The organism is Protofrankia sp. BMG5.30 (genome assembly GCF_001983005.1).
Classification (GTDB): domain Bacteria; phylum Actinomycetota; class Actinomycetes; order Frankiales; family Frankiaceae; genus Protofrankia; species Protofrankia coriariae.
Genome location: NZ_MOME01000001.1, coordinates 34,054 through 59,379, shown reverse-complemented (window position 1 = coordinate 59,379; position 25,326 = coordinate 34,054). Strand labels below are relative to the sequence as shown.

Sequence of the window (25,326 nt, the reverse complement as noted above, 5' to 3'; positions counted from 1 at the left end):
GAAGGCAGCGCGATCGTGGTTTGTCGCGCTGCCGGAGACGCTCAGCTGGCTCGCTCGAAGGCAGCGCGATCGTGGTTTGTCGCGCTGCCGGAGACACAAAGCCGCTGGCGTCAGAGATGATTCGATCATGATTTTCGCGTTGTCGGGAGAGTGGCCGGATCATGGCGGTGCCGGGATCCGGGAAAGCTGATCGGGCACACATGCTCCGAGCCGGCGCCGCGTCTGGCAGTCTGCCTGCGTGGGAACGCTGGCGGACCTTCTACGCGAGAGCACCGATCTTGGTGCGGACGACATCGACCACCTGCACGCCCTGGTGGCCGACTGGGCGCTGTTGGCCGACCTGTCCTTCGCGGACCTGCTGCTGCTCGTGCCCAGCCGGGCCACGGCGGCCCGCGGCGGAGCCGGCCCGGGGGCCGAGTTCCTGGTGGTCGCGCAGGTGCGGCCGACCACCGGGCCGACGGCGTACCACAACGACGAGGTCGGCAGCGTTGTGATCAACAGGTGGGTGGTGCAGAACTCGTGGCGCGAGCGCCGGATCGCCCGTGAGGGTGAGCCGGAATGGGACGGCGGGGTGCCGGTGCGTACCGAGGCGATTCCGGTCCTGCACTCCGACCGGGTCATCGCCGTGCTGGCGCGGGACACCAACCTGGCCACCACCCGGACGCCGAGCGCGCTGGAGTCGGCGTACCTGCAGTGCGCGAACAACCTGGCACTGATGATCGCCGAGGGGGCGTTCCCGTTCCGGGGCAGCAACGCCGAGTTGCCCGAGGCGCCGCGCGTCGGTGACGGGATGCTGCGTCTGGACGGCTCGGGGAAGGTCATTTTCGCCAGTCCGAACGCGCTGTCGGCGTACCGCCGCCTCGGTTACACCGGCAACGTCACCGGTGAGGACCTGCGCTCGGTGCACCGGACGCTGAACCTGCCCGCGACCACGCCGGCCGTGTGGCACGCGATCGGGCGTCGCCGGCCGGTCGAGGTGGAGCTCGCGGTCGGGAGCACGGTGGTGCTGCTGCGCGCGATCCCGCTGTTTCCCGGCGCCACCCGTGAGGTGCTGGTCCTCGTCCGCGATGTCTCGGATCTGCGGCGCCGGGAGGCGCAGCTGCTGAGCAAGGACGCGACCATCCGCGAGATCCACCATCGGGTGAAGAACAACCTGCAGACGGTCGCGGCCCTGTTGCGCCTGCAGATGCGTCGTACCAAGGTGGACGAGGCACGCCTGGCATTGCGGGAGTCGGTGCGGCGGGTGACTTCGATCGCCGTCGTGCACGAGACCCTTTCGCAGAGCCTCGGCGAGTCGGTGCCCTTCGACGAGATCGCCGACCAGATCACATCGGTGACAGTGGATCTGGCTTCGACCGGGACCCGGGCGAGCACGACCCGCAGGGGATCGTTCGGCCGGCTGCCCGGTGAGCTTGCCACGCCGCTGGCACTTGTGCTTTCCGAGCTTCTACAGAATGCCGTCGAACATGCGTTCGATGGTTCCGCTGGTTCGATCGAGCTGCGGGTCCGGCGGTATCCCGACCGGCTGGACGTGGTGGTCGCCGACAACGGCGCCGGGTTGCCTGAGGACTTCCAGTTGGAGCACTCTCCCCGGCTCGGTCTGCAGATCGTGCGCCAGCTCGTCCTCGGTGAGATGCAGGGAGCAATCCGTCTTCAGGCGGGAGCGGAGCGTGGCACCGAGGCCCTGCTCTCCATCCCGTTGCGGGACTGAAAAATTTTTCCAAGATCGGTGTTATGAGGACCGTCGAGGTGGGTACAGCACCACCGTGCCTGGCGCCGTCCCACCCCGTCCTGGCCTGTCGTTTCCTGCCGTCTCAACACCGGTACAGCGAGTTCCGTCGGCTTCGCTGGCAAACGATGCGGACACGGACAGGAGCAGCTCCAAGGCGCACGACAGCACCCCGGTGACCGATACCTCACGGCATGGCCATCTGGGAAGTCGTCGTACGGCTCGAGCTGGTGTGGTGCTGGTGGATACTGCTCAGGCGGTGYGAACGCGGGTGCGCGCTGGGCGTTTGAGCGCTCGGCGTTCATCCTCGCTCAAACCGCCCCAGACCCCGGAGTCCTGCCCGGTGTCAAGAGCCCAGCTCAAGCAATCACTTGTCACAGCACACCGCCGGCAGACGGCCTTTGCTTCTTCGACCTGGCGTTCAGYCGGACCGGTAGTACCGATCGGGAAGAAGAGCTCGGGATCCTCGTCGCGACAGAGCGCTCTGTGGCGCCAGTCCATGCGTACAACTCCCTCTCTCGTCTCGGGCCACACTGCACGTGAGACGCTTTACGAGCCGCCACGGTTGTGTCGCACTTTCCGGCGGCCAAACGGCTGCCGGGTCCGCGCGGCTTCTCGATCTTTCAACCGGATGCACCGTCGCGTGTGAACCCGAGGTGTGTGGGTCCATCCACCTCGGACATTCGCCACCCTCCCACCGCAACTGGCATGGGCGCAAGGACCTGCAAGTGGCTTCCCGCCCCTTACCGACCCCTGACCACCTGGCTTCGTCCGTTAGAGACACAGGTGGACCACTCTTTGCGGCGGATCAGACGACAGCGACACACAGACCGTCCTAGTACCGCCAACTCAGTGAACACGCACGCCCGGCAGAGGCGGACAACATGCCGAATTGGCATTCGAGGTTGTCATCCTGGGTTTCTCGCTCAGTTCCCGAGTCCGGGCCTCCCGGATCTCTGGCTGGCTTCCGGCTCATGGGCGTACCAAGCCGTGATCACGCCGCTTTTGGCGTTTCGACGCAGCTGGCCTCGGCGGCCCTGGCGTTACCGGGGGCGTGGCCGTGATGGCATCGTTGGCGCATGCAGGTTCTTGGTCACCGCGGTAGCCGGGTTCCCGGTCCGGAGAACACATCTGAGGCGGTGGAYGCCGCGTTGCGCGCCGGCGCTGATGGTATCGAAGTGGACGTACGGCGCAGCGCCGACGGGGATCTGGTCTGCGTCCATGATCCTCGGCTGCCGGGGCGGCTGACCGGCCGGGCCGTGATACGCCGGACGACCCGCGAGCTCACCGGTCTGGGTGTGCCCACCCTGGCCGAGATCCTCGACGCCTGGGACGGCCGCGGCCGCCTCGTCCTCGAGATCAAGAATCAGCCGGGCCAGCCCGACTTCGACGCCCCCCGGGAACGGACCGCCCGGGCCCTGGTCGAACTCCTGCGCTCCCGTGGGCTCACCCGGACCTCCGGCGGCGCGTCCGGGGCCGTGACCGTCTCCTCGTTCGACTGGTTCGCGATCGAGGCGGTGCGCGACGCCGGGATCGGCGTGTCCACCGCGTTCCTCACCATGCCGCGGATGTCGGTCAGCGGCGGCATCGCCTATGTGCGCTCCGCCGGCCATCAGGAGCTGCACGCCCACATCTCCTCGGTGCTCGGCTCCCCGGACGTGCCCGAACGGGCCCGGGCAGCCGGCGTGGGCCTGGTGACCTGGACGGTCACCTCGGTGCGGGACGCCGACCGGCTGCGGGCCGCCGGTGTGGACGGGGTGATCTGCGACGACCCGGCCGAGGTCGTCCGAGGACTGGGCCGGGGAGCGGCCTGAGCGGACGTTCGCGTCCGTCTCAGACGATGACGCGCAGCGCCCTCGGCTCGGATCGCAGCGTCACCTGAGCCTGCGGGCCGATGTACTCGCCGTCCATCTGGAACGGCAGCTCGCGCGCGGCCRTCAACGTGATCGTGTGCTGGTCGTGCAGCGCACGGACGTTCTTGCCGTGGGGGCCTCGAGCGCTGTGCAGCATCTGCAGGCCGGCGTGGGCCGTCCGCGCGAGCGTCAGCCGGCGCAGGCCGAGAAGATCCAGGCCGGTGTCGAACGAGGCCGCCGGACAGGCACGTACCAGCCGGGAGTCGAGATACGTCCAGGGCGTCGTGTTGCACACCACGACGGCCTGGACGGTGCCGGGCCGCGCGGTGCCCGGGTCGGCACCGTCGGCGGCTGCCCCGGCTGCCCCGGCTGCCCTGGCTGCCCCGGCGGTCTGGCCCGGTTCGTCGGTGGTGATGGTGATGGGCGGACGGTGGCGCCCGGCGCCACGGACGAACTGCCCGAGTGCCGAGCGCAGGTACAGCCCCGGGGTGTTGCGGCGTCCGCGTACCCGCTTGCGCTCCACCCGTTCGACCACGGCCGCGTCCACGCCGAGGCCGGCGCAGAACATGAACCAGCGGGACTGGCTGATGCCCGACCGGCTGGTGAAGGTGGCGTGCCCGAGGCCGATCCGGCGACTGCGGCCTTCGCGCAGTGCCTCCAGGAGTTCTCCGGTGGCCTCCACCGGGGAGGCGGAGTAGCCGAGCGCGCGGGCGAAGACGTTGGTGCTCCCACCGGGCACCACAGCCAGCGCGGGCGCGCCCGGAACCGGCCCCGCCCGCAGGAGACCGTTGGCGATCTCGTTGACCGTTCCGTCGCCGCCGAAGGCGACGACGAGGTCGACACCGGCGTCGGTGGCGCGCTCGGCGAGTTCGATGGCGTGGCCGCGGCCCTTGGTGGYGACGGTCTCCAGGTGCAGATCGGCGGCCAGGGCACTGACCAGGACATCCCGGATGCGCTGGGTCGTAGCCGTGGCGAGGGGGTTAACGACCAGCAGCGCACGCATGATGTCTACGTTAGCCGTTCAGGGCTTTCCAGGYGTCATGACGTAATTCTTGCCACCGGTGGAATCCCGTGACCGGTGGAATCCCGACGCCGGCGGACATCCGCGTGTCAGGTGGGGGCCCGTCAGGCATACCCACCGGGGTTACGTGGCCGTGGGGAACACGTACTGTCGGCATGTGGGTTCCAGGGCTGGATCCGAGCGGATCATACCGACGCCGGCGGGCGGTCGACAACACGACGATGCCCGGCATGGCGCCCGGCGTGCCGTACGCGCGTTGCGGGCCGCCGTGGTACTGCTGGCCGCCGAGGGGCTGTTACTCGTCTCCCTCGGCGTCTTTCTGGTGGTGCGGGGTTTCGGCGCGGACACCGACGACCGGGGCCGGGCCGAGCTCGGCGGCCTGTTCGCGGTTGTCGCCGGAGTTGTTCTGTGGCTGCTCACATGGGCGTTGCTCGCGCGCCGACAGTGGGCCCGTTCTCCGCTTGTTGTTGTTCAAATTTTGTGTATTCCGGTTGCTGTTGGCCTTCTGCAGGCCCACCGCTATGGCGAGGGTGTCCCGCTGGTCGTGGTCCCGGTCGGGGTGCTGGTGCTGATCGGTCTGGCCGGTGCCTACCGCCCGCACCAGCCCACGGGCCCGGGTGGTTCCTCTGAATGACCTGGCACGATCTGGCACGAGCGGGCCACCGCCGCCGGGGGCGGCCCGCTCGGCCGGGAGCGAGGGGGCCGAGCGGCAGCCGCCTGGCCGCGCGGTGAACGCTCGTCAGGTGTCGTCCAGCAGGCCGCGGCGCAGTTGGGCCAGCGTGCGGGCGAGCAGCCGCGAGACGTGCATCTGGGAGATCCCGAGCTCGGTGGCGATCTGCGACTGGGTCATGTTGCCGAAGAACCGCAGCAGCAGGATGCGCTTCTCCCGTGGGGGCAGCTTCTCCAGCAGCGGCTTGAGCGACTCCCGGTACTCGACTCCCTCGAGGGACTCGTCCTGGACGCCCAGGGTGTCGGCCACCGCCGGGGCCTCGTCGTCGCCGGAGTCCGGTGCGTCCAGGGAGACCGCCGAGTAGGCGTTGGCGGACTCCAGGCCCTCCAGCACCTCCTCCTCGCTCATCTGGAGATGAGCCGCGATCTCGCTGACCGTCGGTGAGCGGCCGAGCGTCTGGGAGAGTTCCGAGGTGGCCTTGGTCAGCGCCAGCTTGAGTTCCTGGAGCCGCCGCGGGACCCGGATCGCCCAGYCCTTGTCCCGGAAGTGCCGTTTGATCTCGCCGACGATCGTCGGCGTCGCGTAGGTGGAGAACTCCACGCCACGCTCGGGATCGAAGCGGTCCACCGACTTGATCAGGCCGATCGTCGCCACCTGGGTCAGATCGTCCAGGGGCTCGCCGCGGTTGCGGAAACGGCGCGCGAGGTACTCGACGAGCGGCAGGTGCATCCGGACGAGCTGGTCGCGGATCTCGGCTCGCTGCTGGTCCCCCTCGGGAAGGGCGACCAGTTGGGTGAACAGCTCCCGGGCACGCACCCGGTCGTTGGTCTCACCGGGATGGTCATGGCCGGAATGACCGGCGTCGGCATCGGGGTTGGAGTGATCATTTTTGGGATGGCCCTGGGCCGCGACCGTCGCCCRCCTGGGCGAGCGTGGCGTCAGGGCGGCCTCCGCCACCGGCGTGCCGGGCGACGTCTCGTCCGTGGCCTCCTCGTCCGCGGCGAGGAAAAGATCGTGGCTGTCGTCGAGAAAGGCCTTCGAGCGTTGCCTGGTCGTGGCCACGGCGTCCTGAAACGGTCGGGTACGCCCTGCGGTCACGGCGTGCCCACCGGTCCGGTGGCCGGCGCGCCGGCGTTCTCGGTCCACGGTGCCATGGGGGCCGCTGCCGCGGGCGCTGGTGTTTCGGGCGCCGCGGCCCGGGGACTGTGGATGTGTTCCTCGGGTATCCCGCGTCGCTTGCGTAGCACGATGGTGACTCGCGAGTCCGCGTCCACGGAAGAGGACACCTCGTCGGCCAGCGCGGTCAGGACCGTCCAGGCGAACGTCTCGACGGACGGTGGCTCGCCGTCCAGGCTGAGCACCGTGACCGAGACGTCGATGACGCCGGGGGAGAGCTCGAAGGTGCATTCCAGGCCCGAACCGGGAACGGCCGACAGCAGCAGCAGAGCGCATGCCTCGTCGACGGCGATCCGCAGGTCCTCGATGTCGTCGAGGGTGAAGTCCGCGCGGGCCGCCAGCGATGCCGTGGCGGTCCGCAGGACCGACAGGTAGGCACTCGCGGCGGGCAGGGTGAGCTGGACGACGTCTCGCAGCCGTCCACCGGGGACCCCTGTCCCGGGGACACCGCCCTGACCGCTGGTGGTTTCGGTCCTCGGCGTTGTGTCCACGGTGTTACCCCCTTGTGTGCCTTGTGATTCCGTATCCCATTTGATCTCTTGACCCCCACCTGGGCAGCGGTCGTGCCGGTCAAGGCTGGAGACGTCCGTGCCCAGTTCATGCCACGTGGAGACCACCGTACCCAGTGCCGAGGCGCCACCGCAGGTCGGGTGATCGATTCTGAGGATTGTGTGGGTGATGCCGACTACGTCCCGTCGTCGTTCGGGGATGCTCCTGCCCGCGGGCTCCGGCCGGAGCCGGGATTGTGATCAGCAGTAGTGGCAGCGTGCTCTGTGGCATGCTCCGCGGCCAGCCTGGTAGATCTTCCGGTCCGGTAGATCTTCATTGTCGCGACCGGCCGGGCCGGGCCGTATCGCGCAGAGCCCGGTTCCCCGGGCCACCAGCGAGCCGGCAACAGGCAGTCATGCTTGTTCCGGTCATGCCAACTCGTGGTGCCGGAAGCCCGGGTTCCCGGATCCCTGCGCGGAGGTTACGCGGCCCACATGGCCCACACGTGTGGCCTGGATGTGGGTGTCCCGCGCGGCCATGCGGCCTATGCGGCCTTGGTCTCCCAGAAGATCGTGGAGATCCGCTCGATGAGGTCGAGCAGTTTCTGCCCGTCGGCCGGGTCGACCGAGCCCTTGGCGCCGGCCGCCCCGGCCGCCTTGGTGGCCTGCCAGAACAGGTCGTGGAGCTCGGGGTACTTCTCGAGGTGGTTGGGCTTGAAGTAATCGGTCCACARCACCCACAGGTGCTGCTTGACCAGGTCCGCCCGCTCCTCCTTGATGGTCAGGGCGCGAGCGCGGAAGGCCGGGTCGTCGTTGCTCTGGTATTTCTCCTGGATCGCCTTCACGGACTGCGCTTCGATCTTCGCCTGGGCCGGGTCGTAGACTCCACAGGGCAGATCACAGTGGGCGCTGACCGTTGTCTTCGGACGTAGGAGGCTCATGCTGCCATCCCTTCTCGTCTCGTTGGACGCCTGAGGCAACTCTCGGGTGGGTRCGCATGCCGCCTGGTCGAAGGCCGGGACGCCGCGGACGTGCCCCAGCGGCCCTCGGATGGTGTCGATGCATGGCTCCACCTTGTGGCAACTTACCCGGGTGGGCCGACATGTTGCCGTGCGGATGGTCTCCGTCAGCGGCCGCTCCATGACACCGACGCTGCGGGACGGGGACGCGTGCGTGGTCCTGTGGGGAATGTCGCCACGAGTGGGTGACGTGGTCGTCGCACGGTTACCCGGCCGTGGGCTCGGGGTGAAACGGGCCGCCTTCGTCGAGCCGGACGGGTCGTGGTGGCTGCGATCCGACAACGTGGCGGCCGGCACCGACAGCGCGACGTTCGGCTCGGTCCCGGCCGAGGACGTGCTGGGCCGGGTGATCGCACGTTACTGGCCGCGGCCCGCCTGGATCCGCAGGGTCTCGTAGTAGGCCGTGCACGCGCTGTAGGACGGCAGCAGGCCGGCGGCCTCCGCCTCCTTCAGCGACGGAGCCCGCGCGTCCTTCTCGGACAGCAGCGGAGTCACGTCCCGCGGCCAGGGCAGCGTCAGGTCGGGGTCGAGCGGGTCGATGCCGTACTCGCGCGCGGGGCTGTAGGGCGTCGAACAGATGTACGATATCGCCGCGTTGTCGGTGAGCGCCATGAAGGAGTGGCCGAGTCCTTCGGCGAGGTAGAGGCCCTTGCGGTCCACGTCGTCGAGCAGCACCGCCTGGTGCGTTCCGTATGTCGGCGAACCGAGCCGGATGTCGACCACACAGTCGAGAACCCGGCCATGGACGCAGGTGACGTACTTGGCCTGGCTGGGCGGTACGGCGGCGTAGTGGATGCCGCGCAGCGTCCCGCGCCGGCTCACGCTGTGGTTCGCCTGGGBGAGGTGGAGCGGGTGGCCGACCGCCTCGACCACGGTCTCGGACCGGAACCACTCCAGAAAGGTGCCCCGGTCGTCGGTGTGCTGGCGGGGGGTGAACACCCAGGCGCCGGCTATCTCGAGTTCGTGAACCTCCACGAACGCGCACCGTACCCGGTAACGATGCCCCATGGGGGCCAATGCGCCCCCACCTGCCAGGTGGGCATCCCGGCCGGCGCACGAGGACCACGCCGGCCAGCGCCGGCCATCGCTGATCGCCGCTGATCGCTGCTGGTCACCGTTGGTCCGTGCCTGTTCCGGTATCGATCCATTGGTGTTCCGGTACGCCGGGCCGGCCACAAAAACTATTCGGGACACCCGGGGCACGCGCATGCTTCAGTCGAGGACATGGGGTGTCCGCGCAGGAGGCGGCGGGGCCCGCATGTCATATTGGAAGGCATCCCCGGGCGATCCCCGGACCTGCCGTCCACGCCTCCCACCCGTCGAGGCATCTCGTCCGAGGGAGTAGTGATGACTGCCACAACCGATCATTCTGTCAACCAGGCCGTTCCCGACGCGCTGGGGGATCTGCCGCCGGCCGTGCCCCGGCCCGCCGTCKAGTCGGATGGGCCGGGGTCGCTGGCCCGTGACATCGACCCCGTGTTCACCCTGCACAGGGGTGGCAAGATCGGCATTGCGCTGACCGTCCCGCTGAACGACCGGGAGGATCTTTCGCTTGCCTACACCCCCGGGGTCGCGCGGGTCTGCACGGCCATCGCGGACGAGCCGGGCCTGGCGGACGACTTCACCTGGCGGTCGAACGTCGTCGCGGTGGTGACCGACGGCACCGCCGTGCTGGGGCTGGGCAACATCGGCCCGGCCGCGGCCCTGCCGGTCATGGAGGGCAAGGCGGCGCTGTTCAAACAGTTCGCCGGGGTGGACGCGATCCCGATCTGCCTGGACTGCACCGACACCGAGCAGATCGTGGAGACGGTCGCCCGGCTGGCGCCCAGTTTCGGCGGCATCAACCTGGAGGACATCTCCGCGCCGCGCTGCTTCGCCGTCGAACGGCTGCTCCAGGACCGTCTCGACATCCCGGTCTTCCATGACGACCAGCACGGGACGGCGATCGTGGCGCTCGCCGCGCTGGAGAACGCGGCGCGGCTGACCGGCCGGCGGTTGGACGACCTGCGCGCGGTGGTCTCCGGCGCGGGCGCCGCGGGCCTGGCGGTGACCCGTATCCTGCTCGCCGCCGGCATCGGGGACATCGCGGTCGGTGACAGCCGGGGGATCCTGCACCCGGACCGGGCCGATCTCACCCCGGTCAAGGCGGAGATCGCGGCCACGACCAACCGAGCCGGGATCTCCGGTTCGATCAACGCCGCGCTGGCCGGGGCGGACGTCTTCCTCGGCCTGTCCTCGGGCACGGTGCCCGAGGCGGCCGTGGCCTCGATGGCGCCGGACTCGATCGTGTTCGCGATGGCGAACCCCGACCCCGAGGTCGATCCGGAGGTCGCGCGCCGGCATGCCCGGGTCGTCGCCACCGGGCGCAGCGACTACCCGAACCAGATCAACAATGTGCTGGCCTTCCCCGGTGTGTTCCGCGGGGCGCTGGACGTGCGCGCGAGCCGGATCACCGAGTCGATGAAGCTGGCGGCGGCGGACGCGCTCGCCGCTGTGATCGCGGACGAGCTGACCGAGGAGCACATCATCCCGAGCGTTTTCGACGACCGGGTGGCGCCGGCGGTCGCCGCCGCGGTGGCCCGCCAGGCACACGCCGACGGGGTGGCCCGCCGGTAGACGCACCACGCGCCGCTGGTGGATGTGCTGTCGGCCGGCGCGTGGCCGGTGGCGCGTGGGGCCCCCGGCCGGGGTCGTACCGCGGAGGCGTCCTGCGGCGGCCTCGGACAGCCGGGACAGGCCGTCCGCCGCGCCGCCACCGGGCCCCGGCCTCCCGTCACCCTGGCCGCGGTCGGAGCGGGCCGCTCAGACCCGGCCGCAGCCGGGGCACTGCCGGTTCTCGGACACTTCCGCCAGCGGCCGCAGCGTTCCGCATCCCTTGTAGGTGCAGGAGACGAAATCCGTCACGGAAACGACGATCGTGGTGCCGTCGGCGTAAGCGGTTGGCGCAGGATCGGCCACCGACACGGGTATTTGCTGTCTCCGGCGGAACCACCGGGACACACCCGAGCTGGGCTCCTGCACCCGCCTGTGTGTCGTCACGTTGAAGAGTGGAGCACAGCCGCCCCTGTCGTGCGACGCAGGCGGTGTAGCGCACATGGTTTTTCATGTGTGTGTAGTTATCTAGTAGTTTATTTGTTGTTTTTCCGATGGATGTGGATGGAGAAAATTCCGGCCACTCCTCCCGATCGATGTGATCACGAGCGTCACGCCGGCCGTGGCTTTACTGTTGGTTGGTGCTCGCTGTCGCCGCTGTGTCCCAGAACGCCGACGACCCCCTCTCTGCTCTGGACGTCGGTGAGCAGCCCGCCCCCGACGTCCCCGACGGTTGGACGACCGTGTCCGTCCGGGCCGCGACGCTCAACCATCATGATCTTTTCAGTCTGCGCGGGGTCGGGCTGCCCGCGGACAGGCTGCCGATGATCCTCGGCTGCGACGCGGCCGGGGTGAGCGCGGACGGCGACGAGGTGATCGTCCACGCGGTCATCGGTGACCCGGCCGCCGGCGGCGGGGACGAGACCCTCGACCCGCGGCGGACGCTGCTCTCGGAGCTGTACCCCGGCACCCTGGCCGAGGCGGTGGCGGTACCGCGGCGCAACCTGGTGCCCAAGCCGCCCTCGCTGTCGTTCGAGGAGGCCGCCTGCCTGCCGACCGCGTGGCTGACGGCCTACCGGATGGTCGTCCACCGGTCCGCGCTGCCGGCCGCCGGGGGCGGAACCCTGCTGGTGCAGGGCGCCGGCGGCGGGGTGTCCACGGCCGCGATCATCCTCGGGAAGGCCGCCGGCCACACCGTTCTCGTCACCTCCAGAGACGCCGCCAAGCGGGAGCGGGCACTGAAGATCGGTGCGGACGAGGCGTTCGAGCCCGGCGCGCGGCTGCCGGTCAAGGTCGACGCGGTGATCGAGACCGTGGGGGCGGCGACCTGGGGACACTCCCTGYGGTCGCTACGGCCCGGCGGCCGGATCGTCTGCTCGGGCACGACCACCGGTGCCAACCCACCAGCCGAGCTCAACCGGCTGTTCTTCCTCCAGCTCTCCGTCGTCGGCTCCACCATGGGCACCCGGGACGAGCTGGCCGAACTCGCCGCCTTCATCGACCGGACCGGGGTCCGCCCGCTCGTCAACGACGTCCGTCCGCTCGCCGACGCTCGCGCGTCGTTCGCGAAACTCGTCCGCGGGGACGTCTTCGGCAAGCTCGTCCTCACCGTCTGAGCTGTCTGGATCATTTGAACCATCTGAAACAGGCGAAAAACGGTACGAAAAAGGCAGGGGGCAGATCGAAATCGGTCTGTCCCTGCCTTTTTCTTTCGGCTGTTCGGCTCGGGGRGCCGCACCGTGGGAGGCCGGCTGGCCGGCGCGGTGGCCAGGGAACGGGTGCCCCTGCCGCTATGCCGGCCGTCCGCCTCAGTCGTCCAGGTCGTCGAGGCGGGCCAGGTAGGTGGCCAGTTCCTCGACCGCGTCCTCGTACTGGGGATGCAGGTCGACGAACGTGCGCAACTGGTCGGCGAGCCAGTCGAGCGTCACGGACTCCTCACCGCGACGCTGCGACAGCTCCTCGACACCCCGGTCGGTGAAATACACCGCGTACTCCGCCCCACGCTGAGATGACAGCCACGCTGAGATGAGAGGGAAGGCTAACCGGCGAACGCCTGTCCGAGCAGCTCCGCCTGCTCCTTCTCGTGCCGCGAGGAGGAGCCGGAGGCTGGCGCGGCCGACGCGTTACGGGAGGCCCGGCGCAGCACCAGGCCGGCGGGCAGCGCCTCCGGCAGATGGATGGCCATGTGCGGGTAGGCACCCTGGTTGGCGGGTTCCTCCTGCACCCAGGTCACCTCGGTGAGGTTCGGGTAGGTCGCCAACACCGCGCGCAGCTCCGCGACCGGGGTCGGGTAGAGCTGTTCGACCCGGACGAGCGCGGTGTCGGTGATCTCCTTCTTGGTCCGCGTGGCCAGCAGGTCGTAGTAGACCTTCCCACTGGACAGCAGCACCCGGCGGATGCCGGCGTGGTCATCGACGCTCGCGTCGTCGATGACCGGCAGCCACGACCCGCCGGTCAGCTCCTCGACCGTCGACGTCGCCGCCTTCAGCCGCAGCATCGACTTGGGGGTGAAGACGACCAGCGGGCGGCGCACGGGCGAGAGCGCCTGCCGGCGCAGCAGGTGGAAGTAGCTCGCCGGGCTGGACGGGGCCGACACCAGCATGTTGTTCTCGGCGCACAGGCTGAGGAAGCGTTCGACGCGCGCCGAGGAGTGGTCCGGCCCCTGGCCCTCGTAGCCGTGCGGGAGCAGCAGGCCGACCGCGCTGCGCTGCCCCCACTTGGCCTCGCCCGCCGCGATGAACTCGTCGATGATCGACTGGGCGCCGTTGGCGAAGTCACCGAACTGGGCCTCCCACAGCACGAGCGCGTCCGGCCGGGCCACCGAGTAGCCGTACTCGAAGCCCATCGCGGCGAACTCGGACAGCAGCGAGTCGTGGACGTAGAAGGTGCCGGCGCCCGACTCGACCTCCAGCGACTTCAGCGGCGAGTACTCCTCGCCGGTGTGCCGGTCGACCAGGACGGCGTGCCGCTGGCCGAAGGTGCCGCGCCGGCTGTCCTGCCCGGCGAGGCGGATGGGCCGCCCGTCCAGCAGGATCGAGCCGAACGCGATGGTCTCGGCGCACGCCCAGTCGATCGCCCCGGTGGCGACCATCTGGGCCCGGCGCTCGAGCTGCGGGCGCAGCCTCGGGTGGACGGTGAAGCCATCCGGCAGCGTGGTCTGGGTGTCGATGATCTTCTTGACGACGTCCAGTGACACGGCGGTGGACACGGCGGCCGCGGCGGCGGCCTCCGCCGGGGTCGTCACCAGCCGGGGCTGGCTGGCCGGCCGGCTGGTGGTGTCGCGGGTTTCCGCGAACGCCTTCTCCAGCTGCGCCGAGTAGTTCTTCATGGCCTGCTCGGCCTCGGCCGGGGTGATGTCGCCACGGCCGATCAACGCCTCGGTGTAGAGCTTGCGCACCGACCGCTTGGTGGCGATGGTGTCGTACATCAGCGGCTGGGTGAACGACGGCTCGTCCATCTCGTTGTGGCCACGCCGCCGGTAGCACACCATGTCGATCACGACGTCCTTGTGGAACGCCTGCCGGAACTCGAAGGCCAGCCGCGCGACGCGCACACACGCCTCGGGGTCGTCCCCGTTGACGTGGAAGATCGGGGCCTGCACCATCCGGGCGACGTCGGTGGCGTACACCGACGACCGGCTGGAGACCGGCGAGGTGGTGAACCCGACCTGGTTGTTGATGACGACGTGCACGGTGCCGCCGGTGCGGTAGCCGCGCAGCTGGGAGAGGTTCAGGGTCTCGGCGACCACGCCCTGGCCGGCGAAGGCGGCATCCCCGTGGATGAGCACGGGCAGGACGGTGAAGCCCTCCGGGCCCTTGTTGAGCAGGTCCTGTTTGGCGCGGACGACACCTTCGAGCACCGGGTCGACCGCCTCCAGGTGGGAGGGGTTGGACACCAGGGAGACCGCCACCTGGCGGCCGTCGAGGGTGGTGTAGGCGCCCTCGGCGCCGAGGTGGTACTTGACGTCACCCGAGCCGTGCGCGGTCTGCGGGTCGACGTACCCCTCGAACTCGGCGAAGATCTGCCGGTAGGACTTGCCGATGATGTTCGCCAGGACGTTGAGGCGGCCGCGGTGGGCCATCCCGAAGGCGACCTCGTCCATGCCGGCCTCGGCGGCCCGTTGCAGGACCTCGTCCAGCAGCGGGATCGCCGACTCCCCGCCTTCGAGGGAGAAACGCCGCTGCCCGACGTACTTGGTCTGCAGGAAGGACTCGAACGCCTCGGCCGCGCCAAGACGTTCGAGGACGTGCAACTGCTCGGCGGGGTCGGGGCGCTCGGCGGAGCGTTCGACCCGCTGCTGGATCCAGACCCGCTCGTCCGGCTCCTGGATGTGCATGTACTCGATGCCGACCCGGCGGCAGTAGGAGTCCCGCAGGACGCCCAGGATGTCGCGCAGGGTCATCGTCCGCTGGCCGGCGAAGCCGTCGACGGGGAACTCGCGGTCGAGGTCCCACAGGGTCAGCCCGTGGCTGATGATGTCGAGGTCGGGGTGGCTGCGGATGGCGAACTCGAGCGGGTTGGTGTCGGCCATCAGGTGGCCGCGGACCCGGTAGGCGTGGATCAGTTCCAGCACCCGGGTGCCGTGGTCGAGATCGCCCTCGTGGGACGAGGTGATGTCGGCGACCCACTGCACCGGCTCGTACGGGACGCGCAGTGAGCGGAAGACCTCCTCGTAGAAGTCGTCCGCGCCCAGCAGCAGCTGGTGGATGCGGCGCAGGTACTCGCCGGACTGCGCACCCTGGATGATCCGGTGGTCGTAGGTGCTGGTCAGGGTGATGATCTTTGAGACGGCCAGTCTCGACAGGGTCTCCTGGGAGGCGCCCTGGAACTCGGCCGGGTACTCCATCGCGCCGACCCCGACGATCGTTCCCTGGCCCTGCATCAGGCGGGGCACCGAGTGCACGGTACCGATACCGCCGGGGTTGGTCAGCGTGATCGTCACGCCGGCGAAGTCGTCGGCGGTGATCTTGTTTGTCCKGGCGCGCCGGATGAGGTCCTCGTAGGTGAGCCAGAACTGGCTGAAGTCCATCGTCTCGGCCTGCTTGATCGCGACGACGACCAGCTGGCGCGAGGAGCCCTTGACCAGGTCGATGGCGATGCCCAGGTTGACGTGTTCCGGCGTGACCAGGGCGGGCTTGCCACCGACCTCGGTGTAGGAGTGGTTCATCACCGGCGTGGCCTGCAGCGCCCTGACCATGGCGTAGCCGATCAGGTGCGTGAAGGACACCTTGCCGCCGCGGGAACGAGCCAGATGCCGGTTGATGACGATCCGGTTGTCCGCGAGCAGCTTGGCGGGCACCGCCCGCACCGACGTCGCCGTGGGGACGTGCAGGGACGTCTCCATGTTCGCGACGACGCGGGCGGCGGCGCCTCGCAACGGTGACGTCGGGACGCCACCGTCCGCGGCGGGAGCGCTCTGGCCGGCCGCTGGTGCGGCTGTTGCCGCTGGCGCGTCGGCCGCGGGGGCCACCGGGGCCACCGGGGCCACCGGGGCCACCGGGGCCACCGGGGTCGCGGTGGCCGGCTGGCCGGCTGGGGCCGCGTCGGGGACACCGCCCGCGGCCAGTACCGCACCGTCGGCGACGGCTGGCGGGATGGGCCCCGCCACGCCTGGCTGGCCGTTGACACCCTCTGGCCGGTAGTCGGAGAGGAACTCGCGCCACTGCGGCGAGACGCTCTCTGGATCGGCGAGGTACTGCTGGTAGATCTCGAATACCAGCCACTCGTTGGGGCCGAAGTCGGGGCCGGACTCGGGTACCGTCGGTGCTGTCACGGGGGCGTTCCCCTCTATCCACCTTCTGCTGGGGCCCGAGGCGCGGGCCCTTCCGCTGCCGTGTAATCAGGCTACTCGTCACCTTCACCTGTATGTGTCTGAAGGTCGTGGCCCGTGATCCGGGCCACGAGCGATCCAGGCGGCCGTAGGCGGCTGTAGTTTGTGAGTTGGGTAACTGGTGGCCTGCTGGTTTGATGACTGCGGCCTGCCTGTTGATTACTGATGGTCATTAGCACTGTTACCGTCGGTCTTCATCCTGGGCGGTGCCGTAGGCGGTCCGTCCCGGACGGCTGGGAGCGGGCCGCCGCGACATGCCAGGATCGCCACGTGGCGGTGTGGCTCGGTGTCGACGTGGGTGGGACCTTCACCGATCTCGTCGCGGTCGGCGACGACGGTCGGATGATCTTCGGGAAGGTGCCATCGGTGCCCGCCGACCCGTCCGAAGCGGTGCTCGACGCCGTCCGCGGAGCCGGTCTTGCCGGCCCTCTTGCCGGCCCCGGCTCCGGCCGGGGCGGAGCAGCCGGGGCCGTCGAGCGGTTCGCCCATGGCACCACCGTCGCGACGAACGCCCTGCTCGAGCGGCGCGGGGCGCGGACAGCCCTGGTGACCACGCACGGGTTCGCCGACATCATCGAGATCGGCCGCCAGAACCGGCCCGCGCTCTACGACCTCACCCGGGACCGCCCACCCCCGCTGGTGCCCCGCGAACTGCGGTACACCGTGGTCGAGCGCACCGGGCCGGACGGGGTGATCGTCCCGCTGGACGCCAACAGCCTGCGGGACGTCGTCGCCGCCCTCACCGCACTGTCGGCTGTTGCCGAGGCCGGCGGGACGCCGGCTGTTGCCAGGGCCGGCGGGGTGGTCAGGCCGCTGGCGGCCGTCGCCGTGTGCCTGCTGTTCTCCTTCGCCCATCCCGAGCACGAACGCCAGGTCGCCGACGCGCTGCGGGCCGCGCTGCCCGGCGTGACCGTGGTGGCCTCCCACGAGGTGCTCCCACGGTTCCGGGAGTACGAGCGGTTCGCCACCACCGTCGCCGACGCCTATCTGACGCCGACGCTGTCGACCTACCTTGGCGCGCTCGCCCGCCGGTGCGCCGCGGCGGGGCTGCCGTCCCCGCTGGTCATGCGCTCCTCAGGGGGAGTGGTGGAGCTCGCGATCGCCGCCGAGCACGCCGCGGCGTGCGTGCTGTCGGGGCCGGCCGGCGGCGTGGTCGGCGCCGCCTACGTCGCGGCCCGCTCGGGCCTGGCCGACCTGCTGACCTTCGACATGGGCGGGACGTCGACGGATGTCGCCCCGGTGATCGGCGGTCGGGTGCAGACCACGGCCGAGGCGGTGCTCGCCGGCATACCGGTCACGTTGCCGACGGTGGACGTCCACTCGGTGAGCGCCGGCGGTGGATCCGTCGCCTGGGTCGACTCCGGTGGGGCGCTGCGGGCCGGGCCCCGTTCGGCCGGCGCCGATCCGGGCCCGGCCTGCTACGGCCGCGGCGGTGTCGAACCGACGGTGACCGACGCGGACCTGGTCCTCGGCTATCTGGCGGACGGGGCGAGCCTCGGCGGCGAGGTCACCCTGTCCAGGGCGGCCGCCTTCAAGGCGCTGGCCGCTCTGGGCGCGCTGCTCGGGTCCGGCCCTCACGGCCTGTCGGTGGAGGAGACGGCGGCCGGGGTGGTGGCGGTCGCCGACGCGGAGATGATCCGTGCCCTGCGGGTGGTCTCGGTGGAACGCGGCCTCGACCCGCGGGAGCTGACCCTGGTCGCCTTCGGCGGCGCCGGCGGGACACACGCGTGCGCGCTGGCCGAGGATCTCGGGATGCGCCGGGTGCTGGTGCCGCTGGCCTGCGGGGTGCTCTCCGCGCTGGGGCTGGCCATCGGCGACGTCCGCCGGGACTATCTGCGTCCGCTGCACAGCCCGCTGGCAACGGCCGGCCTGGACGCCGCCTTCACCGAGCTGACCCGGGCCGCCCACGCGGACACCCCCGCCGCGGACGTCCCCGCGCTCGTGATCGAACACCAGGTGGACTGCCGGTACGTGGGTCAGTCACACGAGCTGACGGTGGTGGCCACCGCCGACGGGGGTGGTGCTGGCGGTGGTTTTTCCGTCGCGCGGATACGGGCGGCCTTCGAGGCCGAGCACCTGCGCCGCTACGGGCACACCGCGCCCGACCGGGAGGTCGAGGTGGTGGCCGTACGGCTGGTGGCCACGGTGCCGGGCCGCCGACCCGAACTGCGGGCCCCGGCCGCCGACCCCACCGCCGCCCGTACCCGTCGTCCGATCTACCTGGACGGCTCCTGGCGGGAGGTGGACGTCGTGCCCCGCGCCGCCCTCGGCCCCGGCGACACCGTGACGGGACCGGCCGTCGTCGAGTTCCCCGAGGCGACCTGCCTGATCCGCCCCACCTGGCACGCCCAGGTCGACCCCGCCGGCTCCCTCCTGCTCACCCGCGTCCACTGATACAGACCGAATTTCTCGCAGCCGGCCGTGGGTGAGCCCAACGGTGCGTGTCACGCAGATGGGTTTCGAGGTCGGCGTCGACAAGGGCCGACAAGGTGGGTAGCGTTCCCGCGCGGCCCGGTCGGGTTCGTCCACGAGCGCGGTCCGCCGGGAGACCACGGCTGCCGGCGGACAGGTCAAGAAGCGGGCGAGAGGCCGTCCGAGAGCGTCTGACAGCCGGAACGGCTCCAGAGCGTCGAGGTGACGGGATCCGCCTTCGGCTCGTCCGAGAGCGGATCTCTTGAGGGAGATCTTCGATGCCAGTTCCGCCTGCGTGAGACCGGCTGCCAGCCTGGCCTGAGCCTGGCCTGCCGGACCCGCTCACCGACATCCGAGCACTGCCGCACGGGCTCCATCTGTGCGCTTCTCCCACATCGTCAGTTCCCGTGTGGCGATGCCCCCCGGCCCGCGCGCCGAGATTGTCGCGCGGGTTCCATATGGGCAGATGAGGGGACCGCAACGTGTCGGAAACATATGTGTCATATTTCACTGCGACTCTGACGCCCGTGCCGTGTCTGCCGTGTCGTCACCAGCCCGTTGGGCAGGAATCTGGCGGGTTACGCCGCTCCTGTCAGGCGATGTTCGGAATGGCCGTGTTCCCGACCGCGTCCCTGGGCAAGCTCCTCGACGCCGGGTGCTCCGACGCTGGGCGTCCTGGCACCGGGCGCCGCGGGCGGCAGTCCCGGATGTCACGGTAACGGCGTCGTGGCGCTACAGCCCGGCAAGGGCAAGATGGACGGCAGGCACTACCTGCCGTCGACCCCGGAGACGATCCTGTGGGGGCGGCTGCCGACCGCCGACACCCGACCCGTACTGAGCGTGGAGTCGGGGGCCACGGTCACCATCGACACGGTCAGCCAGGAGGGAATCCTCGACGATCAGGGACGTGACCCGGACGCCTTCTTCGGCCGTTTCGGTGTTCCGGCGTCCGAGGTCCTCGACGACGCCCGGATGATCGCCTCCTCCGGGATTCCGCACCGGTTCGGGGTGGACAGCCCGCACCTGGTGACCGGGCCGGTGTTCGTACGCGGTGCCGAGCCCGGCGACGTGCTGCGGGTGGACGTCGTCTCGTTGCATCCGCGGGCCAGGTACGGGGTGGTGTCGACCCGGCACGGTGCCGGGCTGCTCACCGGGGAGTTCCCCGAGAACGACCCGCCCGGCCCGGACGCGAACGCCCGGAACTGGGCGGCCTTCCGGACGACAAGCAGCTTCTGCGCTGTCGAACGGCGCCGCGGCAGGCTCTTCGGCGCGCTGGAGGTCTCCAAGGGGCGGAAGGTGCGTTTTCCGCTGTCGCCGTTCATGGGGATCATGTCGGTCGCCGTCGACAGCCCTGGCCCGGTCCGCTCGACTTCCGTTGGGATACATGGCGGGGCGCTTGACTGCGGCGAGTTAGTTATTGGCTCTCGTTTGTTTCTTCCAGTGCGGGTTGCCGGCGCGCTGTTCGCCGTTGGCGATCCGCACTATTCTTTAGGTGACGGAAAGGTTGCGACGGGTGGCCTGGAGGGGCCGCTGCGGGCGACGTTCCGCCTGACCGTCCTGAAGGAACCCGCCGCCCGGGCCGCTCTCGGGACGTTGCGCGAGCCCTTTGCCGAAACCGACACCCACTGGGTGCCGCTGGGGGCGCAGGCCGATCTCACCGACGCCGCCCGTCAGGCCGCCCGGTCGGCGGTGCTCTTCCTGTCCAGCCGGCTGGGGATGGACCGGGCGGACGCACTTGCCTACCTGTCCGCGGCGGCTGTCTTCGGCATCGGCCGGTCGGGCAGCGATCTACAGACCGTGTACTGCCGGATCCGCCGGGCGGACTTCGGCGAGCCGGCCGCCGCCAAACCCCGTCTGGTACGCCCCGGATTCGGCCGGGCCGCCCCCACCCCCGCTACTGACAGCTCCGCTCCCGGCGGCTCTGTTCCTGCTACCTCCGTTCCTGGCGTCTCTGCTCCTGGTAGCTCCACCGCCGGCTCCGGCCCTCCCGCCTCTGTCGCAGGCCCCGCGTCCGCGGACGAGCGTTCCGAGGAGCCGCCGGCCGCGGGCACGGCTCACGAGCCTCCGGACACGCCACGGCCGGCATCGGACGCGTCAGGCCCGGCGGTCCCGGATCCGGCCGCCGCGAGCCCGGCGGCTTCGAGATCCGCGGCGGACACGTCCGCGCCGCCGAACGCGCCCATCGCCGAGCCCGACAACGCCGGGCCTGCTCCCCAGCCGTAGGTGAAAATCGTGGCAATGGCAGCGTTTTCCACCTACGGCCGCGGGAGCTGTAGGTGGAAAACGTCGTCACGGCAGCGGTTCTCACCTACAGCCGACAGACCTGACAGCAGGCAGGCGTGGCGCCGCGTGGGGAAGGAAAGGGGCGCCTGAGCGATCGGCATCAGCGCGGGCTGTGCCGTGGTGCCGCGTGGGGAAGGGAAGGGGCCGCGGTCAGCCTGGCGCGATCTGGTCGGGGGATGGCGCGGTGATGTGAGGGGGCACGCCGAAGTCCGAGTAGGTCACCGTCCGGACGATCTCGCTGCGTCCAGCGCTGGTGTCGGCGTCGGTGCTGGAGGTGGCGACGGTGACGCGGAGCTGGCGGATGAGCCCGTCGGCGTCGATCCATGCCTCGGTTGGCTGGATCGCCGTCCCCAGGGTGTTCTTGTAGTACTCGACCGTCGTGGCGCTGATGTTTCCCCGGGTGGCGGCGGTGTCCAGGTTCACGGACAGCGTGTAGTGGGTGGTCGTGACACCGTCGATCGTTTCCTGGCCGACGGTGGTCGCCGGGGCCGAGGCCCCGCTGAGGAAGCCGAGCCGCAGCGCAAGGGCGTCACCGGTCGTGGGCTGGGTGGTCGGTGTCGGAGCGGGCGTCGCCGGGCGGCTGCCGCTGGCGCCGGGGACGACACGGGTCCATCGAGGCGGGTTCGGCACGTCGGCGGGCGGGACGCTGCGCTGGTAGAGATCAGAGCCGACGATCAGCAGCTCGCTGCGGCCCCCGCCGGCCACGTCACGCACGGTCTGACTGGCGCTGTTGACGAAGTCGACCGTGCCGGTGCCGGTGATGGAGATCTGTCTGCGCCCGGACGAGGAGACGAAGTTCGCCTGGTCGCTGAAGCGGATACGCGCGGTCCCTCGGTTGATCGTCGCCTGGTAGGCGCCGGCGAGGGGCGCGGGCACCCCGTTGATTTCGGTGGGTGCGACGTTCGTCGGGATCGCCGGCGGCGGTGCGGGGGAGTCGTCGGACGAACAGCCGGCCGCGGCCAGCAGCAGGCCCGGCGCCAGCAGCGCGAGCGCGGACGCCGTGACCCGCGCGGCGCGGGAGAAGTCAGAGCGGGAAAAGCCAGAGCGGGAAAAGCCAGAGTGGGAAAAGCCAAAAAAGCTGGGCCGGCCGAACAAGCGGAAAAAGCTGAAAAAATGGAGAGCGTACAAAAAACGTGACTGTGTCGCCCCGGGCCCGCTGATGGTCATCACCGTCCGTCCTCCCTGGCCGTCCGTGCCGGCCGACGCGGGCCGTGTCACGCGTCGGCCGGCACGGTGGCCAGTGCCATCGGCCGGGTCCGGGCCATGTGATCGTTGTGACCGCGGCGTCGGGAGTCCCGGTGAAGATACGTGGTCACCGCACCACCGGATCGCCAGCCGCGCCCGCGTTATATGCGCCGGAAGATCAGCGCACGCTTGACCTCCGCGATGGCCTTGGTGACCTGGATGCCACGCGGGCACGCGTTCGAGCAGTTGAACGTCGTCCGGCAGCGCCAGACGCCTTCGCGCTCGTTGAGGATCTCCAGGCGTTCGTCGCTGGCGGCGTCCCGGCTGTCGAAGATGAAGCGGTGCGCGGCCACGATGGCGGCCGGCCCGAAGTAGTCGCCGTCGTTCCAGAACACCGGACAGGACGTGGTGCAGGCCGCGCACAGGATGCACTTGGTGGTGTCGTCGAAACGTTCCCGGTCGGCGGCGGACTGCAGCCGTTCCTTGGTCGGCTCGTGCCCCTCGGGAATGAGGTAGGGCTTGACCGCACGGAACGCGTCGAAGAACGGCTCCATGTTGACGATGAGGTCCTTCTCGACCGGGAGCCCCTTGATGGGCTCGATCGAGATTTYCGAGCCGAGGTCCTTGACCAGCACCTTGCAGGCGAGCCGGTTCGCGCCGTTGATCCGCATGGCGTCCGAGCCGCACACGCCGTGCGCGCACGAGCGCCGGAAGGACAGCGAGCCGTCGAGGTTCCACTTGACGTAGTGCAGGGCGTCCAGCAGTCGGTCGCTGGGGACGAAGGGAACCGCGAAGCTCTGCCAGTACGCCTTGTCGCTCTCCTCGGGGTTGTAGCGCCTGATCTTCAGCGTGATGGTCCGCCCATCCGAGGTACTGGGACTGGCGCCGGCCGGTACAGTGGTTGATAGATCGTCTGTGACAGTCACGCCGGACCTTTCTCACATCGGACCCACAAGGCGGGTCGGCAAATCATAGACCGTGCCGCCGGTCTCCCGACCGTCGGTGCCTCGCTCCCCGAGCCCGGAGGAATACCGGGCCCGGGATCGTGGCCGCCGTCCGGGAGTGCCGGGGCACGCTGGTGCGGGTACGGGTGGCCGTGCTGACCAGCACCCTTACGACGTCTTCCTGTCTCTTTTCAGCCGTCTTCCCGCGGCTGCCACCCCGAGTACCCTCCCGCGTTTTCCCACGGTCGTCGAGGCAGCGGCATCACCGCGCGGAACGGGTGGCCGGCCAGATCCTGGCGGGGTCCCGAGCACCGGGGCCGGGTCCCGCCAGGACCGCCCGCCACCCGGCGCGCGGTTGGTAGCGGTCAGTACTTGCGTTCCATGGGCTGGTAGCGGGTCATCGCCACCGGCTTGTAGTCCAGCCGGATCTCCGAGTCGGGTGAGGCGGCGGCCAGCGGCCCGGAGCGGTAGGCCATGGTGTGCCGCAGGAAGTTCACGTCGTCGCGGTTGGGGTAGTCCTCGCGGGAGTGCCCCCCTCGGGACTCGTTGCGGGCCAGGGCACTGGTGACCAGGCATTCGGCGAGGTCGAGCAGGAAGCCCAGCTCGACCGCCTCCAGCAGTTCGGTGTTGTAGCGGCGGCCCCGGTCGGTGACGCCGACGTTCTGGTAACGGGCCTTGAGCCCGGCGATGTCGCCGACCGCCTGCTTCAGGGTCGCCTCGGTCCGGTAGACCGACGCGTTGACGTCCATCGTCTCCTGGAGCTCACGGCGGATCGCTGCCACGTTCTGCGTCCCGCTGCCGTCGCGCAGCCGGCTGAGCAGGCCTTCGACGAAGCCGGCGGGATCGTCCGGGAGCTCGGCGTGGGTGGGGACCTCGTTCGCGTGCGCCGCCGCGGCGATGCCGGCGCGACGGCCGAAGACGTTGATGTCCAGCAGCGAGTTGGTGCCGAGCCGGTTCGCGCCGTGCACGGAGACGCACGCCACCTCGCCCGCGGCGTAGAGCCCCGGGACGATGTCGGTGTTGTTCCGCAGCACCTCGGCGTTGATGTTCGTCGGGACGCCGCCCATGGCGTAGTGGGCGGTCGGCTGGATCGGGATCGGGTCCGTGTAGGGCTCGATGCCCAGGTAGGTACGGGCGAACTCGGTGATGTCCGGGAGCTTCGCGTCGAGCTGCTCCGGGGGCAGGTGCGTCAGGTCGAGGTAGACGTGGTCGCCGTCGACGCCACAGCCGCGACCGGCACGGATCTCGGTGTAGATGGCCCGGGCCACCATGTCCCGGGGGGCGAGGTCCTTGATGGTCGGCGCGTAGCGCTCCATGAAGCGCTCGCCGTCCTTGTTGCGCAGGATGCCGCCCTCACCGCGGGCACCCTCGGTGAGCAGGATGCCCATCTTCCAGATACCGGTCGGGTGGAACTGGTAGAACTCCAGGTCCTCCAGGGGCAGCCCGCGCCGGAAGATGATGCCCATGCCGTCGCCGGTGAGCGTGTGCGCGTTCGAGGTGACCTTGAAGACCTTGCCGAAACCGCCGGTGGCGAACACCACGGACTTGGCCTGGAAGACGTGCACCTCGCCGGTGGCCAGCTCGTAGGCGACCACACCGGCGGCGACACCGCCGTTCAGCAGCAGATCCAGCACGTAGAACTCGTTGTAGAACTCGATGTCGTGCTTGACGCACTGCTGGTAGAGGGTCTGCAGGATCATGTGGCCGGTGCGGTCGGCRGCATAGCACGAGCGGCGGACGGGCGCCTTGCCGTGGTCGCGGGTGTGGCCGCCGAAACGACGCTGGTCGATGCGGCCCTCGGGGGTCCGGTTGAACGGCAGGCCCATCTTCTCCAGGTCGAGGACCGCGTCGATGGCCTCCTTGCACATGACCTCGGCGGCGTCCTGGTCGACGAGATAGTCACCACCTTTGATCGTGTCAAAGGTGTGCCATTCCCAGTTGTCCTCCTCGACGTTGGCCAGGGCCGCGCACATGCCGCCCTGCGCCGCGCCGGTGTGGGAGCGGGTGGGATACAGCTTGGTCAGCAMGGCGGTGCGACACCGCTTGCCGGATTCGAGTGCCGCGCGCATGCCCGCGCCGCCGGCACCCACGATGACCGTGTCGAACTTGTGAATCTGCACCGCT

General features: G+C 70.0%; 21 protein-coding genes and 1 pseudogene. 9 read left to right on the top strand and 13 right to left on the bottom strand.

Features of this window, described 5'->3' with window-relative positions; all coding sequences use genetic code 11:
- Together BL254_RS27550 and BL254_RS00210 are read left to right on the top strand one after the other, a co-directional pair.
- A partial coding sequence (locus BL254_RS27550; protein ID WP_217699211.1) for a hypothetical protein occupies nt 1–190 on the top strand: 190 nt, incomplete at its 5' end.
- Nucleotides 191–238: 48 nt separating this feature from the next.
- A complete protein-coding gene (locus BL254_RS00210; RefSeq protein WP_047222690.1) occupies nt 239–1,711 on the top strand; it encodes a sensor histidine kinase in 1,473 nt (490 codons plus the stop codon).
- Between the two features lie 270 nt (nt 1,712–1,981).
- On the opposite strand, the gene BL254_RS00205 is transcribed toward BL254_RS00210, so the two are convergent.
- A complete protein-coding gene (locus tag BL254_RS00205; protein WP_076842177.1) occupies nt 1,982–2,230 on the bottom strand; it encodes a WhiB family transcriptional regulator in 249 nt (82 codons plus the stop codon).
- A gap of 578 nt (nt 2,231–2,808) precedes the next feature.
- Between BL254_RS00205 and BL254_RS00200 the strand changes: the two genes are divergently transcribed.
- Nucleotides 2,809–3,543 (top strand): glycerophosphodiester phosphodiesterase, encoded by a 735-nt coding sequence (locus BL254_RS00200; protein WP_047222689.1) that lies wholly within the window; start codon nt 2,809–2,811, stop codon nt 3,541–3,543.
- A 19-nt stretch (nt 3,544–3,562) separates the two neighbouring features.
- Here the strand turns inward: BL254_RS00200 and BL254_RS00195 are convergent, their stop codons facing one another.
- Nucleotides 3,563–4,585, bottom strand: coding sequence for a diacylglycerol kinase family protein (locus tag BL254_RS00195; RefSeq protein WP_076842176.1), 1,023 nt, complete (start codon nt 4,583–4,585; stop codon nt 3,563–3,565).
- Nucleotides 4,586–4,760: 175 nt separating this feature from the next.
- Between BL254_RS00195 and BL254_RS00190 the strand changes: the two genes are divergently transcribed.
- The gene (locus BL254_RS00190) at nt 4,761–5,237 is read left to right on the top strand and encodes a hypothetical protein (protein WP_235433452.1); all 477 of its coding nucleotides are present in this window, start codon (nt 4,761–4,763) and stop codon (nt 5,235–5,237) included.
- A 105-nt stretch (nt 5,238–5,342) separates the two neighbouring features.
- On the opposite strand, the gene BL254_RS00185 is transcribed toward BL254_RS00190, so the two are convergent.
- The 3 genes from BL254_RS00185 to sodN form a co-directional block, all read right to left on the bottom strand.
- Entirely contained in the window at nt 5,343–6,371 is a 1,029-nt protein-coding gene (locus tag BL254_RS00185) for an RNA polymerase sigma factor SigF (RefSeq protein ID WP_254857643.1), read from the bottom strand.
- On the bottom strand, nt 6,368–6,940 hold the full coding sequence (locus BL254_RS00180) for an anti-sigma factor (RefSeq protein ID WP_047222687.1): 573 nt from the start codon (nt 6,938–6,940) through the stop codon (nt 6,368–6,370). The genes BL254_RS00185 and BL254_RS00180 overlap by 4 nt, the downstream gene beginning before the upstream one ends.
- Nucleotides 6,941–7,482: 542 nt before the next feature.
- Nucleotides 7,483–7,878, bottom strand: coding sequence for a superoxide dismutase, Ni (gene sodN / locus BL254_RS00175; RefSeq protein WP_013872465.1), 396 nt, complete (start codon nt 7,876–7,878; stop codon nt 7,483–7,485).
- 118 nt (nt 7,879–7,996) lie between these two features.
- On the opposite strand from sodN, the gene BL254_RS00170 reads away from it, so the two are divergent.
- Nucleotides 7,997–8,353: a S24/S26 family peptidase gene (locus BL254_RS00170; protein ID WP_047222722.1), complete on the top strand. Its 357-nt coding sequence runs from the start codon at nt 7,997–7,999 to the stop codon at nt 8,351–8,353.
- Here the strand turns inward: BL254_RS00170 and BL254_RS00165 are convergent.
- Complete coding sequence (locus tag BL254_RS00165) at nt 8,314–8,964, bottom strand: dTDP-4-dehydrorhamnose 3,5-epimerase family protein (protein WP_371389680.1); 651 nt, start codon at nt 8,962–8,964, stop codon at nt 8,314–8,316. The genes BL254_RS00170 and BL254_RS00165 overlap by 40 nt on opposite strands.
- Nucleotides 8,965–9,303: 339 nt before the next feature.
- Between BL254_RS00165 and BL254_RS00160 the strand changes: the two genes are divergently transcribed.
- A complete protein-coding gene (locus BL254_RS00160) occupies nt 9,304–10,572 on the top strand; it encodes an NADP-dependent malic enzyme (protein WP_076842175.1) in 1,269 nt (422 codons plus the stop codon).
- Nucleotides 10,573–10,758: 186 nt separating this feature from the next.
- Here BL254_RS00160 and BL254_RS26680 read toward each other — a convergent pair whose 3' ends face one another.
- The gene (locus BL254_RS26680) at nt 10,759–10,920 is read right to left on the bottom strand and encodes a hypothetical protein (protein WP_175648244.1); all 162 of its coding nucleotides are present in this window, start codon (nt 10,918–10,920) and stop codon (nt 10,759–10,761) included.
- Between the two features lie 269 nt (nt 10,921–11,189).
- On the opposite strand from BL254_RS26680, the gene BL254_RS00155 reads away from it, so the two are divergent.
- A complete protein-coding gene (locus BL254_RS00155; RefSeq protein WP_076842181.1) occupies nt 11,190–12,164 on the top strand; it encodes a zinc-binding dehydrogenase in 975 nt (324 codons plus the stop codon).
- Between the two features lie 192 nt (nt 12,165–12,356).
- Here BL254_RS00155 and BL254_RS26675 read toward each other — a convergent pair whose 3' ends face one another.
- Together BL254_RS26675 and BL254_RS00150 are read right to left on the bottom strand one after the other, a co-directional pair.
- Nucleotides 12,357–12,533, bottom strand: a complete 177-nt coding sequence (locus tag BL254_RS26675; protein ID WP_013872471.1) for a DUF6104 family protein — start codon at nt 12,531–12,533, stop codon at nt 12,357–12,359.
- A 53-nt stretch (nt 12,534–12,586) separates the two neighbouring features.
- On the bottom strand, nt 12,587–16,321 hold the full coding sequence (locus tag BL254_RS00150) for a multifunctional oxoglutarate decarboxylase/oxoglutarate dehydrogenase thiamine pyrophosphate-binding subunit/dihydrolipoyllysine-residue succinyltransferase subunit (protein WP_076842174.1): 3,735 nt from the start codon (nt 16,319–16,321) through the stop codon (nt 12,587–12,589).
- Between the two features lie 327 nt (nt 16,322–16,648).
- Here BL254_RS00150 and BL254_RS00145 point away from each other — a divergent pair, with 327 nt between their 5' ends.
- Entirely contained in the window at nt 16,649–18,772 is a 2,124-nt protein-coding gene (locus BL254_RS00145) for a hydantoinase/oxoprolinase family protein (protein WP_047222683.1), read from the top strand.
- A gap of 198 nt (nt 18,773–18,970) precedes the next feature.
- Here BL254_RS00145 and BL254_RS29160 read toward each other — a convergent pair.
- A pseudogene (locus BL254_RS29160) lies at nt 18,971–19,102 on the bottom strand (helix-turn-helix domain-containing protein); the annotation flags it as partial.
- A 414-nt stretch (nt 19,103–19,516) separates the two neighbouring features.
- Between BL254_RS29160 and BL254_RS00135 the strand changes: the two are divergent.
- Nucleotides 19,517–21,013 (top strand): acetamidase/formamidase family protein, encoded by a 1,497-nt coding sequence (locus BL254_RS00135; RefSeq protein ID WP_235433450.1) that lies wholly within the window; start codon nt 19,517–19,519, stop codon nt 21,011–21,013.
- A gap of 210 nt (nt 21,014–21,223) precedes the next feature.
- On the opposite strand, the gene BL254_RS00130 is transcribed toward BL254_RS00135, so the two are convergent.
- The 3 genes from BL254_RS00130 to sdhA form a co-directional block, all read right to left on the bottom strand.
- Entirely contained in the window at nt 21,224–22,168 is a 945-nt protein-coding gene (locus tag BL254_RS00130) for an LppX_LprAFG lipoprotein (RefSeq protein ID WP_139342100.1), read from the bottom strand.
- Between the two features lie 251 nt (nt 22,169–22,419).
- Nucleotides 22,420–23,184, bottom strand: a complete 765-nt coding sequence (locus BL254_RS00125; protein WP_076842173.1) for a succinate dehydrogenase iron-sulfur subunit — start codon at nt 23,182–23,184, stop codon at nt 22,420–22,422.
- A gap of 383 nt (nt 23,185–23,567) precedes the next feature.
- Nucleotides 23,568–25,322, bottom strand: a complete 1,755-nt coding sequence (gene sdhA, locus BL254_RS00120) for a succinate dehydrogenase flavoprotein subunit (RefSeq protein ID WP_076842172.1) — start codon at nt 25,320–25,322, stop codon at nt 23,568–23,570.
- Between the last annotated feature and the right edge of the window lie 4 nt (nt 25,323–25,326).